Below are 18278 nucleotides of genomic sequence, written 5' to 3'. Positions count from 1 at the left end.
TTCTCCAGGTTAAACTTTAAGGAAGGATCGATCAGGCACCGGCCTCGTTGAGGAGTGCCATCTGCGCCTCGCTGAGTGTGAGCCTGCCGGCCGCAATGATCGCCTCGAGCTGCTTCAGGCTGGTCGCGCTGGCGATCGGCGCAGTAATGCCCGGCCGTGCGGCAACCCAGGCAATCGAAATCGCAGCCAGGCTTTCGCCGGTTTCCGCGGCCACCTGGTCGAGTGCTGCAAGCAACTTCAGACCCCGGTCGTTGATATAGTCGGGCATGCGATTGCCGCGCGTCTTGCCTTCGGCATCTTCAGCCTTGCGATACTTGCCCGTCAGGAAGCCAGCCGCCAGCGCGTAGTAGCTGATGACGCCGATATCCTCTGCGATGCAAAGGTCCGCAAGCGGGCCTTCGAACTTGTTGCGGGTGTAGAGATTGTATTCCGGCTGCAGCACGTCGTAACGCGGCAAGCCATGTTTGTCAGCGGCGTCGAGCGAAGCCTGCAACTGTTCCGCACTGAAGTTCGAGCAGCCGATCGAGCGCACCTTGCCGGCATCCTTCAGTTTCGCAAGCGCGCCAAGCGTCTCCTCGTGCGGCGTGTCGTCATCGGGAAAATGCGAAAGGTAGAGGTCGATATAGTCGGTCTGCAACCGCTGCAGGGATTTGTCGACGGCTTCCACCACCCACTTCGCTTTCAGCTTCTTGTCGTCGCCCATGGTGGGGTAACCGAACTTCGTGACGATGACAGCCTTGTCGCGGGCCACCGTGCCGCGCTTCAGCCAGTTGCCGATCACGGTCTCGCTCTCGCCACCCTGATGGCCCGGCGCCCATGCGGAATAGACATCCGCGGTATCGATCGTGTTGAACCCGGCCTCGAAGAACGCGTCCAGCATCTCGAAAGAAGTCTTTTCGTCCGCGGTCCAGCCGAACACGTTGCCGCCGAAAACGACGGGCGAGATGGAAAGTCCGGTACGGCCGAGCAAGCGCATGTCCATGATGGTCTCCAGATAGATGACGTGGGGAAGCGATGAGTGGTGAAGGATGAAACTAGGCTGATTGGATCGACTGTCAAACCGACAAGCGGGCACAAGGTTTCAGCTGACCTGACAACGGCGGTTGCCCGACCGCCCAAGCGGCTCTAGGTTAGCCTCCCAATGACTGTCTGTGAATGTGTGGAGGCACTGCTATGTTGCGTTTTGGAATCCTGTCGACGGCAAAAATCGGACGGGACGCTGTCGTTCCGGCACTGCTGGACGCCGAAAACTGCCTGGTAAGCGCCGTTGCCAGCCGCGATCATGCCAAGGCGCGCGCATTTGCCGACCGGTTCGGCGTGCCGCATGCGTTCGGCTCCTATGACGAGATGCTGGCCTCCGACACGATCGATGCCGTCTATATCCCCCTGCCGACCAGCCAGCATGTGGAATGGTCGATCAAGGCGGCCGAGGCCGGCAAGCATGTTCTCTGCGAAAAGCCGATCGCGCTGAAGGCGAGCGAGATCGAGCGACTGATCGCTGCAAGGGATGACAATGGCGTCCTGATTTCCGAAGCCTTCATGGTGACCTATGCGCCCGTCTGGCACAAGGTGCGCGATCTCCTGAAAGAAGGCGCGGTCGGCGACCTCAAGCATGTCCAGGGCGCCTTCAGCTACTTCAATCGCGATCCGGATAACATGCGCAACATTCCGGAACTCGGCGGCGGCGCGCTGCCGGATATCGGCGTCTATCCGACGATCGCGACCCGCTTTGTCACCGGTAAAGAACCGGTGCGAGTCCAGGCCAAGGTGGAGCGCGACCCGGATTTCGGCACGGATATCTATGCAAGCGTCAAGGCAGCCTTCGAGACATTCGAAATGAGCTTCTACATCTCGACCCAGATGGCGAGCCGCCAGCTCATGGTGTTCCATGGCAGAGAGGGCACGATCGAGGTCAAGTCTCCCTTCAATGCGGATCGCTGGGGCGCCGAAGAGATCGAACTCACCAACCAGAAGCACAACGTCTCGCAGATCTTCCGCTTCCCAGACAGCCGCCAGTATCGCCGCCAGGCAGAAGCCTTCGCGAAGGCAGCAAAGGGTGAGGCGGCAGAGATTGTGACGCTCGAGAACTCGCTTCTCAACCAGCGCTTTATCGACGCGATCTACCGCGCCGGTGAAACCGACGGCTGGGAGACGGTCTGACCTAGTTCTTGTGGCGGAAGACGAAGCGGGAATACCCGAAATAGCTGTAGGCCGTTGCTGCAGCCGAGGCGAATACGATCGCCGCAATCGGCTGCAGGAACGGCGCCCGCCACATCAGCAGCGAATAGACGGCGTAATTGATACAGGCCGAGGTGATGCCCACGGCCCAGTATCGAAAGCCCTCTTGCGCAAGCGAGTGCGGCGATGGCTCGAACGTCCGGTTGCGGTTGATGAGCCAGGTAAAGCTCATCGCGGCCATGATCGCAGGAATACGGGCCGCAAACGGACCGAACCCGGCAACCGCGATGAGAAAATACGTCAGTCCAGCATCGATAACGAAGCCGCAGCCGCCCGCGGCCAGGAACCAGAAAAGTCGCTTCATGCGGCGCTCTTGGCGTCGCCTTTTGCATCCTTGCGGCGGCGGCCGGCAGGCTTCTGCAGCGAGACCGGAGCGTGCACCCGTTGTGGCATGCTCATATAGTGGATGCGCAACTGCTCTGACCGCGCCCGTGATACGGAATCGAGGATGAGCCCGGCCGTGAACACCAGGAACGAGATCAGCATCAGCACCAGCGAGAAGACCCAGGTCGGCATCCGCTCGACTAGGCCCGTCTCGAAATAGTCCACCAGCACCGGCGCCATGAACATCAGGCTCGCGGCCATGAAGGCGGCGCTGATCACGCCGAAGAATGCGAAGGGCCGGGTTTCCTTCATCAGCATCGCAAACATCCAGAGGATCTTCGCGCCATCGCGGAAGGTCGAAAGCTTGGAATGCGATCCTTCCGGACGGCGTCCGTAATCGAGCTCGATCTCGCAGATCGGCAATTTCAGACGCGACGCATGCACCGACATTTCCGTCTCGATCTCGAACCCGCCGGATACGGCCGGAAAGCTCTTGACGAAGCGACGCGAGAAGGCGCGGTAGCCGGAAAAGATATCGGTAAAGTCGCGTCCGAAGATCGTCCGGTAGAGAATGTTGAACAGCCGGTTTCCGGTCGCGTGGCCCTGGCGCCCCGCATCCGCATGAACGCCCCGACGGGTGCCGACAACCATATCGGCGCGCTCGGTCAACAGGGTGCGGATCAGCTCTTCCGCGTCTTTCGGGGAATAGGTGCCGTCACCATCCGCCATCAGATAGATGTCGGCGTCGATATCGGCAAACATGCGGCGCACCACATGGCCTTTGCCCTGGCGTCGTTCCCGCATCACCTCGGCACCGGCCAGCATGGCTTTCAGCGCAGTGCCGTCGGTCGAATTGTTGTCGTAGACGTAGATGCGCGCATCGGGCAGGGCCTGGCGAAAGCCGTTCACCACCGCTTCGATCGTCGATGCTTCGTTGTAGCAGGGCAGAAGAACGGCGATCTTCAGATCACCCGTCAGGGCATCGGTCATGGTTTTCACTCGATACAAAGAAGACCGCAGACGGCACGCGCCGCTTCACCGCTTTACTATTTCTTGGGAAGGTTAAGGCTAGGTTTCGGGCTGGAATATTTCGGGGCGAAAATGCGAAAGCCCCGGAAATCATGGTCGGAGGTGGGGAAGACATGCAGGTCGTTAGCGGGCGCGGTGCGATATCGTTGAGGCTTGCGCCCGTGGTGATGATCTACTGGCTCGCAGTCTCGATCATGGCCCTTGTCATCAAGCTGCCCACCGCGACCGATCTGATCGGTGCCGACAACGACGACATCATGCGGCTGGTTGAAGTCCGCGATCTCCTCGGCGGCCAGGGCTGGTTCGACATGACGCAGTACCGGCTCGGCCTTGCCGACGGCACGCTCATGCACTGGTCGCGGCTGGTCGACCTGCCGATCGCGGCACTGATCAAGTTCTTCTCGCTGTTCATGGCAATGCCGCTGGCCGAAGGTGTCGCGGCAACAGTCTGGCCGATTTTCGTCTCCTTCCTCCTGTTCGTCCCGCTCGGTCTTGCCGGCCGCCGCATCGGCGGCGTGGTCACCATGCATCTGGCGCTCGGCATCGGCGCGATCTTCGTCTTCACCAACATCAAATTTCAGCCGGGCGCGCTCGATCACCACAATGTCCAACTGGCGCTTGCCATGTGGGTCACAGCCATGCTGGTCGATCCGCAATATCGCCGGTCAAGCTATGCCGTCGCCGGCATTGCAGCGGCGCTGGCGATCGCCGTCGGTGCCGAAACGGTCCCTTTCGTCGCTGCCGCCTGCATCTGCGTCGTGCTGCAATGGGCCTGGCACGGCAGGTCGTTCGCCGGGGCCGCCAAAGCGTTCGGCCTCTGCCTCACGCTTGCGATCTCCGCCGCCTTTTTCGCCACCGTGCCGCCCTATCGCTATGCGGTCGTCACCTGCGATAATCTTTCCTTCGGCTTTTATTCGCTGACGGCAATCGGTGGCGCCGGCCTGTTCATTCTGGCAAGCCTGCCCTTGCCCGATAAACGGTTGCTGCGTTTCGCCATGCTGGGGGCGGCCGGCGTCGCCCTTCTTGCTGCAGCCCGCGCAATTGCGCCGGAATGCCTCGGCAATCCGCTGGCAAACCTTGATCCGCTGCTTGTCGAACTCTGGCTGAACGGCGTATCCGAGGCACGCTCGATCGTGGCTGAAATGCGCGACACGCCCGAGCTCGTCGGCGGCTTTTATGCGGTGGGCCTCTTCGCCATCCTCGTCTGCATTGCCCGCATCGCCTGTCGCAGCAAGGTCGAAACCCACGTCGTGCTTCTCGTTCTGCTCCTCGTTTCCTTCGCTGTCGCGGCCATTCAGGTGCGCGGAACGATCTTCTCCAACCTCCTCAGCATCCTGCCGCTGTCTCTGCTGATTGCCGATATCCGCGTCTGTGCCAATGCGGACCGCAACAATCCATCCCTTGCTGCAGCCTATATCGTCACGGTCCTTGCTTCCGTCCCGGTCGTCTGGGGCGTGGCCGGCATTCTCATCAAAGAGGGCGTCGGCTCCGTCGACCTCAATATCCTCTCCACCGATAACGCAGGTGAAGAAGGAGAATGCGGCGGGCCGCAGACATGGTCCGCGCTGAATGCCCTTCCGGTCGGCGTCATCGCTTCTCCCTCCAACAGCGGCGCGGAGATCATTCGCTTCACGCGACATCGTGCATTGTCCGCGCCCTATCACCGCAATCAGGGCGGCATGCTGACCGAACTGCATATCGGCCTCGCGCAACCGGCCGAATCCAAGGCCTTTATCGATGGTGCCGGTGTCACGGCTCTCACCTTCTGCAAGAGCGATCCGCAGACCGAGCGGCTGATCGCGATGAAACCTGACGGCCTCTATGCCGCGCTCGCCCGGGGTGACATCCCGCCATACCTGCAGCCTGTGGCCACCGGTCCGCTGGATGGGTTCATGATCTACCGGGTCGTGAGAGACTAGGGCGAGATTAAGCGTCGGATGATCCGGAAAGACGGATGAAATCGGCGCAGCCTTCGGTTAGAACAAAGGGCATGACGAGCCCTATCGCCCAAGAATCGCCGACGAACCTCACCGAATTTTCCGTGTCGGAGCTTTCCGGCTCGATCAAGCGCACGATGGAGAATGCGTTCGATCATGTGCGGGTGAGGGGCGAGATTTCCGGTTATCGCGGTCCGCACTCTTCCGGTCATGCCTATTTCTCGCTGAAGGACGACCGCTCGCGCATTGATGCGGTCATCTGGAAGGGCACCTTTTCGCGCCTGCGGTTCCGGCCGGAAGAAGGGATGGAAGTGATCGCGACCGGCAAGATCACCACATTCCCGGGCTCGTCGAAATATCAGATCGTCATCGAAAACCTCGAGCCGGCCGGCGCCGGTGCGCTGATGGCGCTGCTTGAAGAGCGCCGCCGCAAACTCGGTGCCGAAGGCCTGTTCGATCAGGACCGCAAGCAGCCCCTGCCTTACCTGCCGCGCGTCATCGGCGTGGTGACCTCGCCGACCGGCGCCGTCATCCGCGATATCCTGCACCGCATTTCCGATCGCTTTCCCGTCCATGTCGTGCTCTGGCCGGTCAAGGTTCAGGGCGAGGGATCTGGCGAGGAAGTCGCGGCGGCCATCCGCGGGTTCAACGCACTCGGCCCTGGCGATGCGATCCGAAGGCCCGATGTGCTGATCGTCGGGCGCGGCGGCGGCAGTCTGGAAGACCTCTGGAGCTTCAACGACGAGATCGTCGTGCGCGCTGCAGCCGAAAGCCGGATTCCGCTGATCTCGGCCGTGGGCCACGAGACCGACTGGACGCTCCTCGATCACGCCGCCGACGTTCGCGCACCGACGCCGACAGGGGCCGCCGAAATGGCCGTTCCCGTCAAGGCGGATCTCGATGCGCAACTCGCGAGCCTGGCCGCCCGGCTGCGGGGCTGTGCAGCGCGACAGATGGACCACCGCAAACAGTCTCTGCGGGCGCTCGTCCGCGCGCTTCCGTCGCTCGACCAGCTGCTGGCACTTCCGCGCCGACGATTCGATGAAGCCGCTGCTGGTCTCGGCCGTGGGCTGGAGCGCACGACGGTCGTCAAGCGCCGCGCGTTCGAGCGTGTCTCGTCCGGTCTGCGCCTCGATCTCCTGACGGGCAGGCTCCAGCAACAACGCCAGGCCCTGAACGACCGGCTGCTGCGGGCTGACCGTTGCCTGGAGCGTCGAACCTTGAGCGAACGCGGGCGTCTGTCGCGTTTCGAAGCGTCGCTGAAATCTCTGCCCGCGCGGCTGCTCGGCCAGATCCAGCGCGAGCGTCAACATCTCGTATCGTTCGGGCGCCATGCCGATACCGCCATGTCGCACACGCTCGCGCGCAGCCGTTCGGCCATCTCGGCGCAGGATCGCGTCCTGCAGTCGCTGTCCTACAAGAACGTCCTGCAACGCGGTTTTGCCGTCATCCGCGATGAGAACAACCACCCCCTGACACGGGCCGCCGGCATTGGCGAGGGCCGGGCGATTTCCGTCGAATTCGCCGACGGCCGTATCTCGGCCGTCACGGGCGGCGAGGCCCCAACCGAAGATCCGTCATCTGCCGCACGGCCTTCTCAGTCGAAAAAGAAGCTGCCGAGGCCGGAAGCAGCCGAAGAGCCTGCCAAGCAGGGCACGCTGTTCTAACCCTTGGGCGACAGCGCCATTCAAATCTCCGCCAAGACTTCCTATCTTCTCTTGAAGAGACCTTAGCGGAACACGGCGTTGCAAGCTGCGTTTCCTCGGCAGTTGCAAACGGAGACCATGGCCATGAAAAAAGCATTCGCGACCTCGTTGCTGATCCTCTCGGCGGCAGCTTTCGGCACGCCGGCACTGGCCGGACAGACGAGGGCATCGGAGATCATCTTCGGCAAGGCTTATGACGATAACGTCATCGCGATCCAGTCCGGCTCGCTCACCAGCCGCAAGGACGGATATTCCGAGTGGTCGGGTTCCGGCAACGAACTGATCATGCGCCGGGCGCAGGCGGAAGTCAGTGCCGACAGCAGCCTGATGCGCTCGCTCGAAGCCCGCGGCATTGCGGTCCACAACGTCCTGTCGGTGGAAACTGCTGCCAATGGCGGCAAGGTCGTCTATTACCGTTGATAGTGGCAAAGGCCCGGCAAACCCGGGCCTCGCGTCTCGTGGGTCAGGCCCATTCGCCGGCGCGCATAACGGGCACCTTGGAACCATCGGCCCTGATGCCGTCGATATCCACCTTGTCGGATCCGATCATCCAGTCGATGTGGATGAGGCTTGAATTTCCGCCTTGCGTCCTGATCTGCTCCGGCGTCAGCGAAGCGCCGTCGAGGAAGCATTTCGAATAGCACTGGCCGAGCGCGATGTGGCACGACGCGTTTTCGTCAAACAGCGTGTTGTAAAACAGGATGCCGCTTGCCGAAATCGGCGATGAATGCGGCACCAGTGCTACTTCGCCCAGCCGGCGGGCGCCCGCATCCGTATCGAGAACCCGGCTCAGCACTTCTCCGCCCTTGGCAGCGTTTGCCTCAACGATCCGGCCGCCTTCGAACTTCACTCTGATGTCGTCGATCAACGTGCCCTGATGCGACAGAGGCTTGGTGCTGGAAACATAGCCTTCCACCTTCAGCGCATGGGGGGTGGTGAACACTTCCTCGGTCGGAATGTTCGGATTGCAGGTGATGCCGTTTTTCGCGACGGACGCCCCGCCATGCCATTCATGGCCATCAGCCAGTCCGACCGTGAGGTCGGTGCCCGGACCGGTGAAATGAAGCGCCGAAAAACGCTCGCCGTTCAGCCAAGTCGAGCGCTTCTTGAGGTTTGCATTGTGCGATGCCCAGGCAGCGACAGGGTCGTCGAGATCGACGCGGGAGGCGGCAAAGATCGCGTCGGCCAGCTTGCGCACCGCCACCTCTTCGGCCACGTCCGGGAACACCTGCCGCGCCCATGCCGGGTTGGGATAGGAAATGATGTTCCAGTTGATGTCGAAATTGGCGATCTTCTCGAGCGCCGGCTTGTAGGCCATCGAATTGGCCTTGTTGGCCCGCGCCACCTTGGCGGGATCTTGTTCGGAGAGCATCATCGGGTTGTCGCCGGAGATCGCCAGCCGCGCCGCGCCATTGGCATAAGCCTTCGCCATGCCTTCGTAGAGCCAGTCCGAGGCCTTGTCGAAACTCGCATCGGGCGCGAACTCGTAGCGCGCAAGCGTCGTCTCTTCGTCGGAATAGAACGTGGTGACCAGGCCGGCACCGGCCTTGTAGGCGTGGCGGGTCAGGAACCGCACTAGCGGCAAGGCCGCAATCGGCGCCGTGATGACGAGATCCTGGTTCTTCGCGAGCCCAAGGCCAACCTTGACCGCCACTTCGGCAAGCTTTTCGAGTTTCTGCGGATCGATGGCGGTCTGGAAATTCGGCACGATTGTCATAATGGCCTCTGTTCTTGGAATATCTGCTGACACGACTTAGGGTAACTGAGGTGAATTTGAAGTCGATCGGTCACGATCGTAGTCCCCTCGCTTCACGCAACAAGGGCCGCCGCTATCGCTTTCAACGCCGATTGTGCGTCTTTTGGGGCAAGACGAACCTGAAGCCCTCGCTGGCCACCATTGACGAAAATATGGACCTCCTCGAGAGACGTTGCCTCGATCGCCGTCGGGACGAGCTTCCTCTGGCCGAACGGGCTGATGCCGCCGACACGATAGCCGGTGATCCGCTCCGCGTCGGCCGGTTTCATCATCGCCGCAGACTTGCCGCCGAATGCCGCCGCAAGCTTCTTCATCGAGACTTCCCTATCGGACGGAACGACGACGCAGACCGCCTTGCCGTCCACCTCCGCCATCAACGTCTTCAGAACGCGGCAAGGCTCTTCGCCGATGGCCTCGGCTGCCTGAAGCCCGATGCGTTCGGCGCCAGGATCATAGTCGTAGGTAACCGTCGTGAAGCTCACGCCAGCCTTCTCGAGGACTTCGGTTGCGCGGGTCGCCTTGGACATCAGAGTCAGGTCTCGGTGAATGTCGCGGCGTAGGTTTCCGGTTTGAAGCCGATGATCAGTTTTCCATCCGATTCCAGTATGGGCCGCTTGATCATCGACGGCTGAGCCGTCATCCGCGCGATCGCCTTTTCCCGGTCGAGATCCAGCTTGTCGGTCTCGGGGAGTTTCTTGAACGTGGTGCCTGCGCGGTTTAGCACCTGTTCCCACCCGGCGCGCCCCGTCCAGTCGTTAAGATGGTCGGGGTCGATACCGAGCGCCTTGTAGTCGTGGAAGGTGTAGGCAACGCCCTTCTCATCCAGCCAGGCGCGGGCCTTCTTCATCGTGTCGCAGTTCTTGATGCCATAGATGGTGATCGCCATGAGAACCTCTTCCATTGATGACGATCGATAGCAACCACAGCTCGGTTTAGGCAAGGCATGGATGCCGTGAGGTCCGTGCCATGTGATTGGCGCATGCCTCCTCTGTGAGCTTGTCGATTGTATAGGCACAATGTGCAGCCTATTTTAGGAACATCACAAGGAGAGATCAAATGTCTGCATCTATCAAGAACCGCGTTGGCGCATTCGGTCGTGCATTTGCACTGTTCGGCGCTGCCGTCTCCGCATCCGCCGCTGTCGAGAACAACCGTCGTCCGCACGCCCGTGACCTCGAGATCCTCGGCATCGATCCCCAGGCTTTCCGCAAGGTTCGCTAATCATACTTCCAAAGACCGCCCGGCGGGAAAGCTCCTGCCGGACATGTGTGGCGTAACACTTCGCCACACCACAGGCGCTGATGATATGACCCGGCTGAGCCCTTTAGCCAGAGCAGGTCACCATCCCGCTTAACGCATGGCTTGTTTCGCAAGCCGATAGGCGATCAAGCCACAAACTTCCCCGCAGAAATATTGATACTAGGCCAGGCGTGCGCAAGCAGCCTGATAACGTAGCCGCAGCTGGCGTCGCGCCAACTCAGCTCATCAGCATCTTGTAGGCGCAATAGACGGCGATCAGCACGACGGCGCCGATCAGTGCCAGCTTCCCGAGCCGCTTCTCGATGAAGTGGCGGATGCTCTCGCCATGGCGACGCAGGAGCCATGCGAGGAGAAAGAAGCGGGCACCACGAGTGACCACGGCCGCCGCGATGAACAGCCAGATGTTGACATGCACGGCTCCGGACAGGATCGTGACCACCTTGATCGGTGGCAAATGCGCAAAGCCTGAGGTCACCAGCATCAGCAGGATCGTCTCGTAGGTGATGCCGGATTTCAGCTCGTTGAACGTATCGAGCTTGCCCCAGAATTCGAGGATCGGCACGGCGATCGCATCGAAAGCGAAAAACCCGATCCACCAGCCGGCAATGCCACCCAGCACCGAAAACGTCGTGGCGATCAGGGCGTAGCGCCAGGCGCGCTCGGGCCTTGCGAGCGCCATCGGCAGAAACAGCACATCCGCCGGCACCAGGAAGACCGAGCTTTCGACGAAAGCGATGACCGCAAGCCACACGCTTGCGGACTTACGGGCGCTGAGCGCCATCGTCCAGTCATAGAGGCTGCGGAGCATCGCGATATCCAGGAAGGGATTGGGATGTGACAGGCAGCCGAGTGCTGCCGCCGGTCACTAAAGGCCTATTCCCACTCGATCGTGCCGGGCGGCTTGCTGGTCACGTCGTAGACAACGCGGTTGATGCCGCGCACTTCGTTGATGATGCGGGTTGCCGCACGGCCAAGGAAGTTCATGTCGTAGGGGTAGAAGTCGGCCGTCATGCCGTCGACCGAGGTCACGGCGCGCAGCGCACAGACGAAGTCGTAGGTGCGGTAGTCGCCCATCACGCCGACGGTCTGCACAGGCAGCAGCACGGCGAATGCCTGCCAGATAGTGTCGTAGAGACCGGCCTTGCGGATTTCGTCGAGATAGATCGCATCCGCCTTGCGCAGGATATCAAGCTTTTCGCGGGTAATCCCACCGGGGCAGCGGATGGCAAGGCCTGGACCCGGGAACGGGTGGCGGCCGATAAAGCTTTCCGGCAGGCCAAGCTCACGGCCCAGCGCGCGCACTTCGTCCTTGAACAGTTCGCGCAGCGGCTCCACCAACTGCATGTTCATGCGCTCAGGAAGGCCGCCAACATTGTGGTGGCTCTTGATAGTGACAGACGGGCCGCCGGAGAACGAAACGCTCTCGATGACGTCAGGATAGAGAGTGCCCTGCGCGAGGAAGCGCGGCGCGCCCTTGCCGTCGGAAGCGATCTTGGCCGCTTCCGCCTCGAAAACCTCGATGAACAGGCGGCCGATCGTCTTGCGCTTGACCTCAGGGTCGGAAACGCCAGCAAGCTGGGTCAGGAACAGGTCGGATGCATCCACGGCCACAAGCGGGATGTTATAGGCATCACGGAACATGCCGACGACCTGTTCGGTCTCGCCCTGGCGCATCAGGCCGTGGTCGACATAGATGCAGGTCAGCTGGTCGCCGATCGCTTCATGGATCAGAATGGCGGCAACGGATGAATCGACGCCGCCGGACAGGCCGCAGATGACGCGCTCGGTGCCAACCTGTTCCTGGATCTTGCGGATCATTTCGGCCTTGTAGGCAGCCATGGTCCAGTCGGACTTCAGGCCGACGATCTTGTGCACGAAATTGGAGAGCAGCTTGGCGCCATCAGGCGTGTGCACCACTTCCGGATGGAACATCGTCGTGTAATAGCGACGGCTCTCGTCGGCAGCGATCGCGAACGGCGCGTTTTCGGATGTGGCGATCACTTCGAAGCCATCAGGCAACTGCGTGACGCGGTCGCCGTGGCTCATCCACACGGGATAGCGGCCGCCCTGTTCCCAGAAACCATCAAACAGCGGGCTGGATTTCTTGATCTCGACGTCGGCGCGGCCGAATTCCGCGGCATGGCCACCCTCGACGACGCCGCCGAGCTGGGTTGCCAGCGTCTGCTGGCCGTAGCAGATGCCGAGGATTGGAACGCCGCTGTCGAACACAGCCTGCGGTGCGCGCGGGCTTCCCTCTGTCGTGACCGATGCCGGGCCGCCGGAAAAGATCACGCCCTTCGGCGCAAGCTTGTCGAAGGCGTCCGCTGCACTTTGAAACGGGTGGATCTCGCAATACACACCCGCTTCGCGCACGCGGCGCGCAATCAGCTGCGTCACCTGGCTGCCGAAATCGATGATGAGTATGCTGTCGGGATGAGCTACCAAGGGCGTTGTCTGGGTCATGGCGAGCCTTTAGAGAAAAACTGGCTTTTGTGCAACTGCGTCAGAGCGCCAAATCGCCGCTTTCAAGGGCGTTTTCAAGCCGGTCGATGGCCTCTGCAAGCTTCTCGTCGATGACATGGAGATATTCCGTCCAGTTGTCGACATGCTTCAGCTCCGCCTTGCCGTCGGAAATGCCCCGCAGACCGATCAGTGGAAGACCGAAAACCTGGCAGCATCGCAGCACGGCAAAGGTCTCCATGTCCACCATGTCGGCGGCCACGAGATCATAAGCTGATCCCGAAACGATATTGCCGCCCGTCGAAAGCGACGCTTCCGCAATGCCGGGGATGCGAAGCGGCATCGGAACGATCGCCGGGTGATCGAGAAACGGTGTGCGTCCCTTTTCGAAACCGAGCGGGGAGGCGTCCATGTCGCGATAGGCAAGGGAGGATACCTGGTAGACCTCCGTCTGCTCGAGACTGCGCGAGCCGGCGGACCCGAGTGAGACGACCAGATCCGGCAACCGGCTTTCCACCTCCAGCCGTGTCAGTGCACGCGACAGCATGACCGCTGCCTCCACCGGGCCTACACCGGTCATCAGCGGCTTGATACGGGTTTTGAGATGCGGACCATATTCGGCATCGACGGCCATGACGAACATAATCTGCCTGCCAGAAACTGCCTTAAGTTCGAAATTCATCCGACGATATCCTGCCTGCCGCGGATGACCATCATCGATGCGGTCATGGACGCAATGAGTTTTGCCGGGCCGTCACCGATCGCATAACCGCGCCCGTCCGCAACGATGATCGTCGACCCGGGCTTGGTGATTTCGCCGCGAAACAGAAACCGCTCTCCACGACCGGGCGATAGCAGGTTCACCTTGAACTCGATCGTCAGGATCGAGGCGTCAGGCGCGATCGTCGTGTAGGCGGCATAGGTGCAGGCCGTGTCGAGAGCCGCCGAAATCACGCCGGCATGCAGAAACCCATGCTGCTGGGTCAGCTTCTCGCTATAGGGCAGCTCGATCTCGATCATCGCCTGCTCGACCCGGGTCAGCTCCGCATCAAGCATTGCCATCGCACCCTGCCGGTCAAAACTCTGGCGAATACGCTCGCGAAAATCGCCTGTTTCGAGAATGCTCATGCCTGCCCCTTTGATCGGGGCAAGGTGCCATGCCGGGCCGGTATCGGCAAGCCGGTTTGGTCTCGGCTCGTCAGTTGAGCATGACGATCGAAATATTGAGCATCGTCGCAAACGCGACCCACAGCGCATAGGGCACGAACAGCAGCGCGGCCGTGCGGTTCGGCCGCCAGCTCATGGCGATGAACAGCAGGATGAAAGCGAGCATAGGCACGATGATGGTGAGGCCGAGAACCGGGTTCTGCATCCCGAAGAAGGCCGGAGACCAGAGCAGGTTCAGGACGGCCTGCACCGCAAACACGACCAGCCTTCGAGTGTTGTTCTGGTCGTACCAGGTAGAGGCAAGCGCTGCGCCGATCATGCCGTAAAGAACCGTCCAGACCGGTCCGAAGATCCAGTTCGGCGGATTGAAGAACGGCTTGTTCAGCTGTTGGTACCATTCGCCGGGAATGTTGCTGACGCCGCTGATCACGCCGACGGCGACCGACGCGATGATGAAGAGACCGTAGACAATAGGTTTGCGCATGTACCCTCAGATAGAGCGGTTTGAGCGGCCGGAAAGATCATCCGATGCGAACGATGTGCTGGTCCCAGGCTATCCGGCTTTTGGTCTCGTTGAAACGCCCGTCATAGGTCGAGACCGCGATGCCGTGCGCAGCCGGTGCCACGCCCGCAGCCTCCCGCACCGTCTCTTCCCTCATCACCTTGCCGGTCCTTGCATCCAGCGTCACCGCCGCACCGCCCACCGGCGATGTCAGGCCGACCAGCGCCTCGCGACGATTGACTGCAATCGCGCCCACATAATTGCCAAGCCGGACCGTGGTCTGTTCGGGCAGGTCGAGGAATGCGATGTCCTCGCCCTTCGAAAACCAGCCGGCAAGCGGCGGCAATGCGTTGCGCGCACCTTCCCACTGGCAGGCGAACCAGATTTGGCCGTTGTCGGCAATATCCAGATGCCGGGTGGAAAGCTGGGATAGCGACGGCGGCACCAGGTGTTTCTGGATCAGCGCGCCGGATCGTGCATCCAAAAGCACCAGCGATGGCTCCATGCGATCGAGATTGAGCTTGGTGCGGCCGAAATCCGGATGCGTCTCGATACCGCCATTGGCAATGACCAGCGTCGACCCGTCGTCGGAGACGGTCATGTCGTGGGTGCCGACACCATGGGCATCGAATTCGCCGATGCGGCGGAAGCCGTCGCTTCCATCATAGACGCCGATCAAGCCGCGATTGCCGTCGAAATCGTTCTCGCTCGCGTAGAGCCTGGTACCATCAGGCGAGAAATGCCCGTGGCCGTAGAAATGTCGCCCCTCCGGAGCGGTGATCATGACAGGCTCTTCCCGGCGTGCCGTATCAAACACCATGGCGAAGGTCCCGGGCCGTCGGGCAAACGCGATCGTTCGACCGGTCGCAGCACTGAAGGCCATGCCATGCGCCCGCGCGGGCAGGGCCACACGGTCGATGATCTCGCCGCGCTCCGACACGGTCGCAATGCCGAACGAACCATCGGGCGCACGAAAACCCGAGGCATAAACCGCGTCCGCCCGTTCCAGCGCCATCAGCGAGCCCGGTTGAAGGGCCGCGGTAAAGGCAACGCCTGCCGCCTTCAGGAAACCGCGTCGATCGATCGTTTCGCCGCGCCAGTTCATGGCCTAGTCGCCGTCTGCAAACGAGAAGCCGGAGGAAAGCCCGATCGCGCCGCCATAACCGTCGTTCAGCTTGGCGATCACGTCCTTGCCGCCGTCGAGAAGCGATTGAAGCTTCGCCTGTTCGCTGGGGTTTTCGACCGCCACTTCGATATTGGGCATGACGGTGCGGGCCGTGGCGATCATCGACTGCAATCTGGCCTGCGTTGCCGCGACGACCGGTCGGTCCTTTTCCTGCAGCAGCTCGACCATGCCCGACGTGGCGAGCAGCTTTGACAATCCATCAAGATTGCCGTGCAGGCTGTCCCAGGTGTTTTGCGAACGCCAGAATAGCGCCTGTTTCGGAAACGTCGCCTTGCCGGCACCTTTGTAGAATGTCTCGATCCGCTGGTCGCGCACGGCCTCCGCGCCATGGACCAGAATACCGAGCAATGCGGTTATCGCCTCGCCGCCTGTGCGAAAGGCTGGATTGTCGGGTCCCGGCTGTTCCCACGTCTTGGCGATGCCATCCGGCGCGTCCCAGATACCGGCCACTTCCTTTGCGACATTGGCAACGTTCTGCGCGGCTGCGGCGGCATATCGGCAGCGAAATGCATTCTCGGCCGCCAGCAGATCGCTATCGGCATTGGTGCCGTAAAGCAGATATTCGAGCGCCCCGAGACCCTGCGTCGCAACACTTTTGGAGGCAAGCGTCGTCGGGTCCGTCGCGGTCTCGTCCTTCTTGGCAAGCACAGCCTGCACCTGCTTCAGCCCGGTGCTCTTGCGGTCGGGATAAAACAGAACCCGCTCGAACCGGTTTTGCTCGATGATCGGTCCGGTGCGAACGATCTCGATCGAGCCCCAGCTGACGACGAGCGCGCGGAATGCGGTCTTAACGACGTCGAGATTGGCGACCGAAGGCGCCTTGCAGAGTGCAGCGCTCTTGTCGGCCGTATCCTGCGCAGACGTCTCGAAGGCGTCATAGCCCGGCCGGATAAAGCCGTTGACCGCCGCAGTCATCACCTTCGTGACGGTAGCTGCCGGAAGTTCGACTGCCGGCACGCTGTCGGCATCCTGCGCCTGCGCTGTTGTGGACAGCAGCAGAGCCAGGCCGGCCGCGAAGATCATGCGCATCAGAGTGACTCCAGGAAGGTGAGAAGAGAAGCGCGATCATCCTTGGAAAGCGATGCAAAGGCATCGCGTGCCGTCTGCGCCTCGCCGCCATGCCAGAGAATTGCTTCGGTCAGGTTTCGCGCCCGCCCGTCATGCAGGAAGAACGTGTGCCCATTGACGGTCTGCGTCAAGCCGATGCCCCAGAGCGGCTGGGTGCGCCATTCCTGCCCGTTCGCCACGCCCACCTGCTGGCCATCGGCAAGACCTTCGCCCATGTCGTGCAGCAGGAAGTCGGAATAGGGCCAGATCAGCTGGAACGCATGCGCCTTGTTTCCCGCATCGCGGCTGGTCACGAATTTCGGCATGTGGCAGGAAGCACAGCCTGCCTGATAAAACAGCTGCTTGCCCTTCAGCACACCGGCATCGCCGATATCGCGTCGCGCGGGCACGGCGAGGTTTTCCGAGTAGAAGGTGACGAGCGGCAGCACTGGATCAGGTGCTTCCACAGGGCCGAGCCGCGGCTGGACACCGGTCGGCAGGGCCAGACAGTCGCTCTGCGCCTTCCTGCAGTCGCCGTGATCGAACGGATCGTCCGGCGTCGAGATACCGATGTCGCCGACGAAGGCCGATGAACTCTGGTCGCGGATGGACGCGTTCTGCGCCTTGAAGCCGAAACGGCCGATCTTCAGCTCGCCGCTCTTGTGGTCGCGCACCAGCGCGGCCTTGCCCGAAATACCGTCACCGTCCTGATCGTCGGGATCGGCGTTATCTAGCAGGTCGGCCTCGTGGATCGCCTGGATGAGACCCATGCCGATCATCGGCGGGGCCACGCGCGGCGAAAGTGTGACGTCGCCCTCCATCGGGCCAAACCCCAGGTCGCTCACCGAATAGCTGGGCTTGCGCAGAGTGACCACCTCGCCATCAGCAAGTGTCACCGGCAGGTCCTGATAGGCAATCTGCAGTCGGCCTTCGGCCTGAAGGCCGGGGACTGCCAGATCCTGCAACTGCTCGCCATAGACCGCATCCGGAAAGTTGAGCTTGCGATAATCGGCGATTGCCGCGCGTTCGTCGTCGGTCCGGGCCGGGCGGGCCAGCCGCAGGAACATCGATGTCGCGTCTGCGGCACCTTCTGGCGGATGCCCGCGGCCGTCCTTCAGGTGGCAGCTCTGGCAGGCCCGCGCATTGAACAGCGGCCCCAACCCGTCAGAGGCCTGGGTCGACGAGGGGGAAGACACCCAGAGCTTGGTGAACAGCGCATTGCCGAGCTTGAACTCCTGCTCTTCCTCGAACGTGATGTTGGCGGAAAAATGCGAGAAGATATTGCCGTTGACGCTGGCCTTGGTCGTTGCCCCGCCGCCGGCCATCAGCTCGAACTGCTCAGGCTTGGAGAAGTCCGTCGTGGCACGCGTCACGCTCTCCACCCGCTTCTGGTCTTTCGGGTTGAGATCGGTGCGCGACGTCGGAAAAATGCTGTCGCCACCGGTGGCGACGATGGGGATCAGAAACAGAGCGCCTGAAAGCAGCGGCAAAACCAGACGATACCAGTAGCCGCTTTTCCCGGCTCCGTTCCCGCGATGGGGAAGGCAGCCACGCGCGAGCTCGTCGTCCAGCGGGTGCTGGGGACAAGCCGGGGAGTGGTTATGCCCCTCCCGCGTTCGGGGAGGGGTGGGGGAGGTGACGTTCTTCATCGCAATCGCTTGGCAAC

19 protein-coding genes are annotated in these 18278 nt (G+C 61.7%); 5 read left to right on the top strand and 14 right to left on the bottom strand.

Annotated features, from left to right (window positions below):
* Window positions 1-31: 31 nt before the first annotated feature.
* On the bottom strand, window positions 32-982 hold the full coding sequence (locus BLW69_RS17725; RefSeq protein WP_092663852.1) for an aldo/keto reductase: 951 nt from the start codon (window positions 980-982) through the stop codon (window positions 32-34).
* 191 nt (window positions 983-1173) lie between these two features.
* Between BLW69_RS17725 and BLW69_RS17720 the strand changes: the two genes are divergently transcribed.
* Window positions 1174-2160, top strand: coding sequence for a Gfo/Idh/MocA family protein (locus tag BLW69_RS17720; protein ID WP_092663850.1), 987 nt, complete (start codon window positions 1174-1176; stop codon window positions 2158-2160).
* Between the two features lies 1 nt (window position 2161).
* On the opposite strand, the gene BLW69_RS17715 is transcribed toward BLW69_RS17720, so the two are convergent.
* Window positions 2162-2542: a GtrA family protein gene (locus tag BLW69_RS17715; RefSeq protein WP_062454083.1), complete on the bottom strand. Its 381-nt coding sequence runs from the start codon at window positions 2540-2542 to the stop codon at window positions 2162-2164.
* The gene (locus tag BLW69_RS17710) at window positions 2539-3552 is read right to left on the bottom strand and encodes a glycosyltransferase (protein ID WP_092663848.1); all 1014 of its coding nucleotides are present in this window, start codon (window positions 3550-3552) and stop codon (window positions 2539-2541) included. Before BLW69_RS17710 ends, BLW69_RS17715 begins: the two co-directional genes overlap by 4 nt.
* 152 nt (window positions 3553-3704) lie before the next feature.
* Between BLW69_RS17710 and BLW69_RS17705 the strand changes: the two genes are divergently transcribed.
* From BLW69_RS17705 to BLW69_RS17695, 3 genes are all read left to right on the top strand, one after another.
* The gene (locus BLW69_RS17705) at window positions 3705-5510 is read left to right on the top strand and encodes a hypothetical protein (protein ID WP_175487292.1); all 1806 of its coding nucleotides are present in this window, start codon (window positions 3705-3707) and stop codon (window positions 5508-5510) included.
* A 71-nt stretch (window positions 5511-5581) separates the two neighbouring features.
* Entirely contained in the window at window positions 5582-7195 is a 1614-nt protein-coding gene (gene xseA / locus BLW69_RS17700) for an exodeoxyribonuclease VII large subunit (protein WP_092664123.1), read from the top strand.
* A 123-nt stretch (window positions 7196-7318) separates the two neighbouring features.
* A complete protein-coding gene (locus tag BLW69_RS17695) occupies window positions 7319-7654 on the top strand; it encodes a hypothetical protein (protein ID WP_113469063.1) in 336 nt (111 codons plus the stop codon).
* A gap of 43 nt (window positions 7655-7697) precedes the next feature.
* On the opposite strand, the gene BLW69_RS17690 is transcribed toward BLW69_RS17695, so the two are convergent.
* From BLW69_RS17690 to BLW69_RS17680, 3 genes are all read right to left on the bottom strand, one after another.
* A complete protein-coding gene (locus BLW69_RS17690) occupies window positions 7698-8951 on the bottom strand; it encodes an aminopeptidase (protein ID WP_092663842.1) in 1254 nt (417 codons plus the stop codon).
* Window positions 8952-9043: 92 nt separating this feature from the next.
* Window positions 9044-9517: a Cys-tRNA(Pro) deacylase gene (gene ybaK / locus BLW69_RS17685; RefSeq protein ID WP_092663840.1), complete on the bottom strand. Its 474-nt coding sequence runs from the start codon at window positions 9515-9517 to the stop codon at window positions 9044-9046.
* Window positions 9518-9522: 5 nt separating this feature from the next.
* Window positions 9523-9876 (bottom strand): ArsC family reductase, encoded by a 354-nt coding sequence (locus BLW69_RS17680; protein ID WP_092663838.1) that lies wholly within the window; start codon window positions 9874-9876, stop codon window positions 9523-9525.
* Between the two features lie 170 nt (window positions 9877-10046).
* On the opposite strand from BLW69_RS17680, the gene BLW69_RS22845 reads away from it, so the two are divergent.
* Window positions 10047-10211 carry a hypothetical protein gene (locus tag BLW69_RS22845; RefSeq protein ID WP_092663836.1) on the top strand — a complete coding sequence of 55 codons (165 nt, stop codon included), beginning with the start codon at window positions 10047-10049 and terminating at the stop codon, window positions 10209-10211.
* A 256-nt stretch (window positions 10212-10467) separates the two neighbouring features.
* On the opposite strand, the gene BLW69_RS17670 is transcribed toward BLW69_RS22845, so the two are convergent.
* The 8 genes from BLW69_RS17670 to BLW69_RS17635 all read right to left on the bottom strand — a co-directional run bounded on the left by BLW69_RS17670 (window position 10468) and on the right by BLW69_RS17635 (window position 18261).
* Window positions 10468-11058 (bottom strand): YqaA family protein, encoded by a 591-nt coding sequence (locus BLW69_RS17670; protein WP_092663834.1) that lies wholly within the window; start codon window positions 11056-11058, stop codon window positions 10468-10470.
* A gap of 65 nt (window positions 11059-11123) precedes the next feature.
* Window positions 11124-12713: a glutamine-hydrolyzing GMP synthase gene (guaA, locus tag BLW69_RS17665; RefSeq protein WP_092663832.1), complete on the bottom strand. Its 1590-nt coding sequence runs from the start codon at window positions 12711-12713 to the stop codon at window positions 11124-11126.
* Window positions 12714-12753: 40 nt separating this feature from the next.
* Window positions 12754-13392 (bottom strand): 5'-methylthioadenosine/S-adenosylhomocysteine nucleosidase, encoded by a 639-nt coding sequence (locus BLW69_RS17660; RefSeq protein WP_092663830.1) that lies wholly within the window; start codon window positions 13390-13392, stop codon window positions 12754-12756.
* Window positions 13389-13838, bottom strand: coding sequence for a PaaI family thioesterase (locus tag BLW69_RS17655; RefSeq protein WP_092663828.1), 450 nt, complete (start codon window positions 13836-13838; stop codon window positions 13389-13391). Before BLW69_RS17655 ends, BLW69_RS17660 begins: the two co-directional genes overlap by 4 nt.
* 70 nt (window positions 13839-13908) lie before the next feature.
* Window positions 13909-14361, bottom strand: a complete 453-nt coding sequence (locus tag BLW69_RS17650; protein ID WP_062454072.1) for a TspO/MBR family protein — start codon at window positions 14359-14361, stop codon at window positions 13909-13911.
* Window positions 14362-14398: 37 nt separating this feature from the next.
* Window positions 14399-15484, bottom strand: a complete 1086-nt coding sequence (locus BLW69_RS17645; RefSeq protein WP_092663826.1) for a DUF1513 domain-containing protein — start codon at window positions 15482-15484, stop codon at window positions 14399-14401.
* A 3-nt stretch (window positions 15485-15487) separates the two neighbouring features.
* Window positions 15488-16594, bottom strand: a complete 1107-nt coding sequence (locus BLW69_RS17640) for an imelysin family protein (protein ID WP_092663824.1) — start codon at window positions 16592-16594, stop codon at window positions 15488-15490.
* Window positions 16594-18261 carry a di-heme oxidoreductase family protein gene (locus BLW69_RS17635; protein WP_092663822.1) on the bottom strand — a complete coding sequence of 556 codons (1668 nt, stop codon included), beginning with the start codon at window positions 18259-18261 and terminating at the stop codon, window positions 16594-16596. The genes BLW69_RS17640 and BLW69_RS17635 overlap by 1 nt, the downstream gene beginning before the upstream one ends.
* Window positions 18262-18278: the final 17 nt, after the last annotated feature.

It is taken from the genome of Rhizobium sp. NFR12 (genome assembly GCF_900108545.1).
GTDB classification, from domain to species: Bacteria; Pseudomonadota; Alphaproteobacteria; order Rhizobiales; family Rhizobiaceae; genus Neorhizobium; species Neorhizobium soli.
The sequence above is the reverse complement of the archived record's forward strand: the minus strand, read 5'-3'. Positions and strand labels throughout refer to the sequence as shown.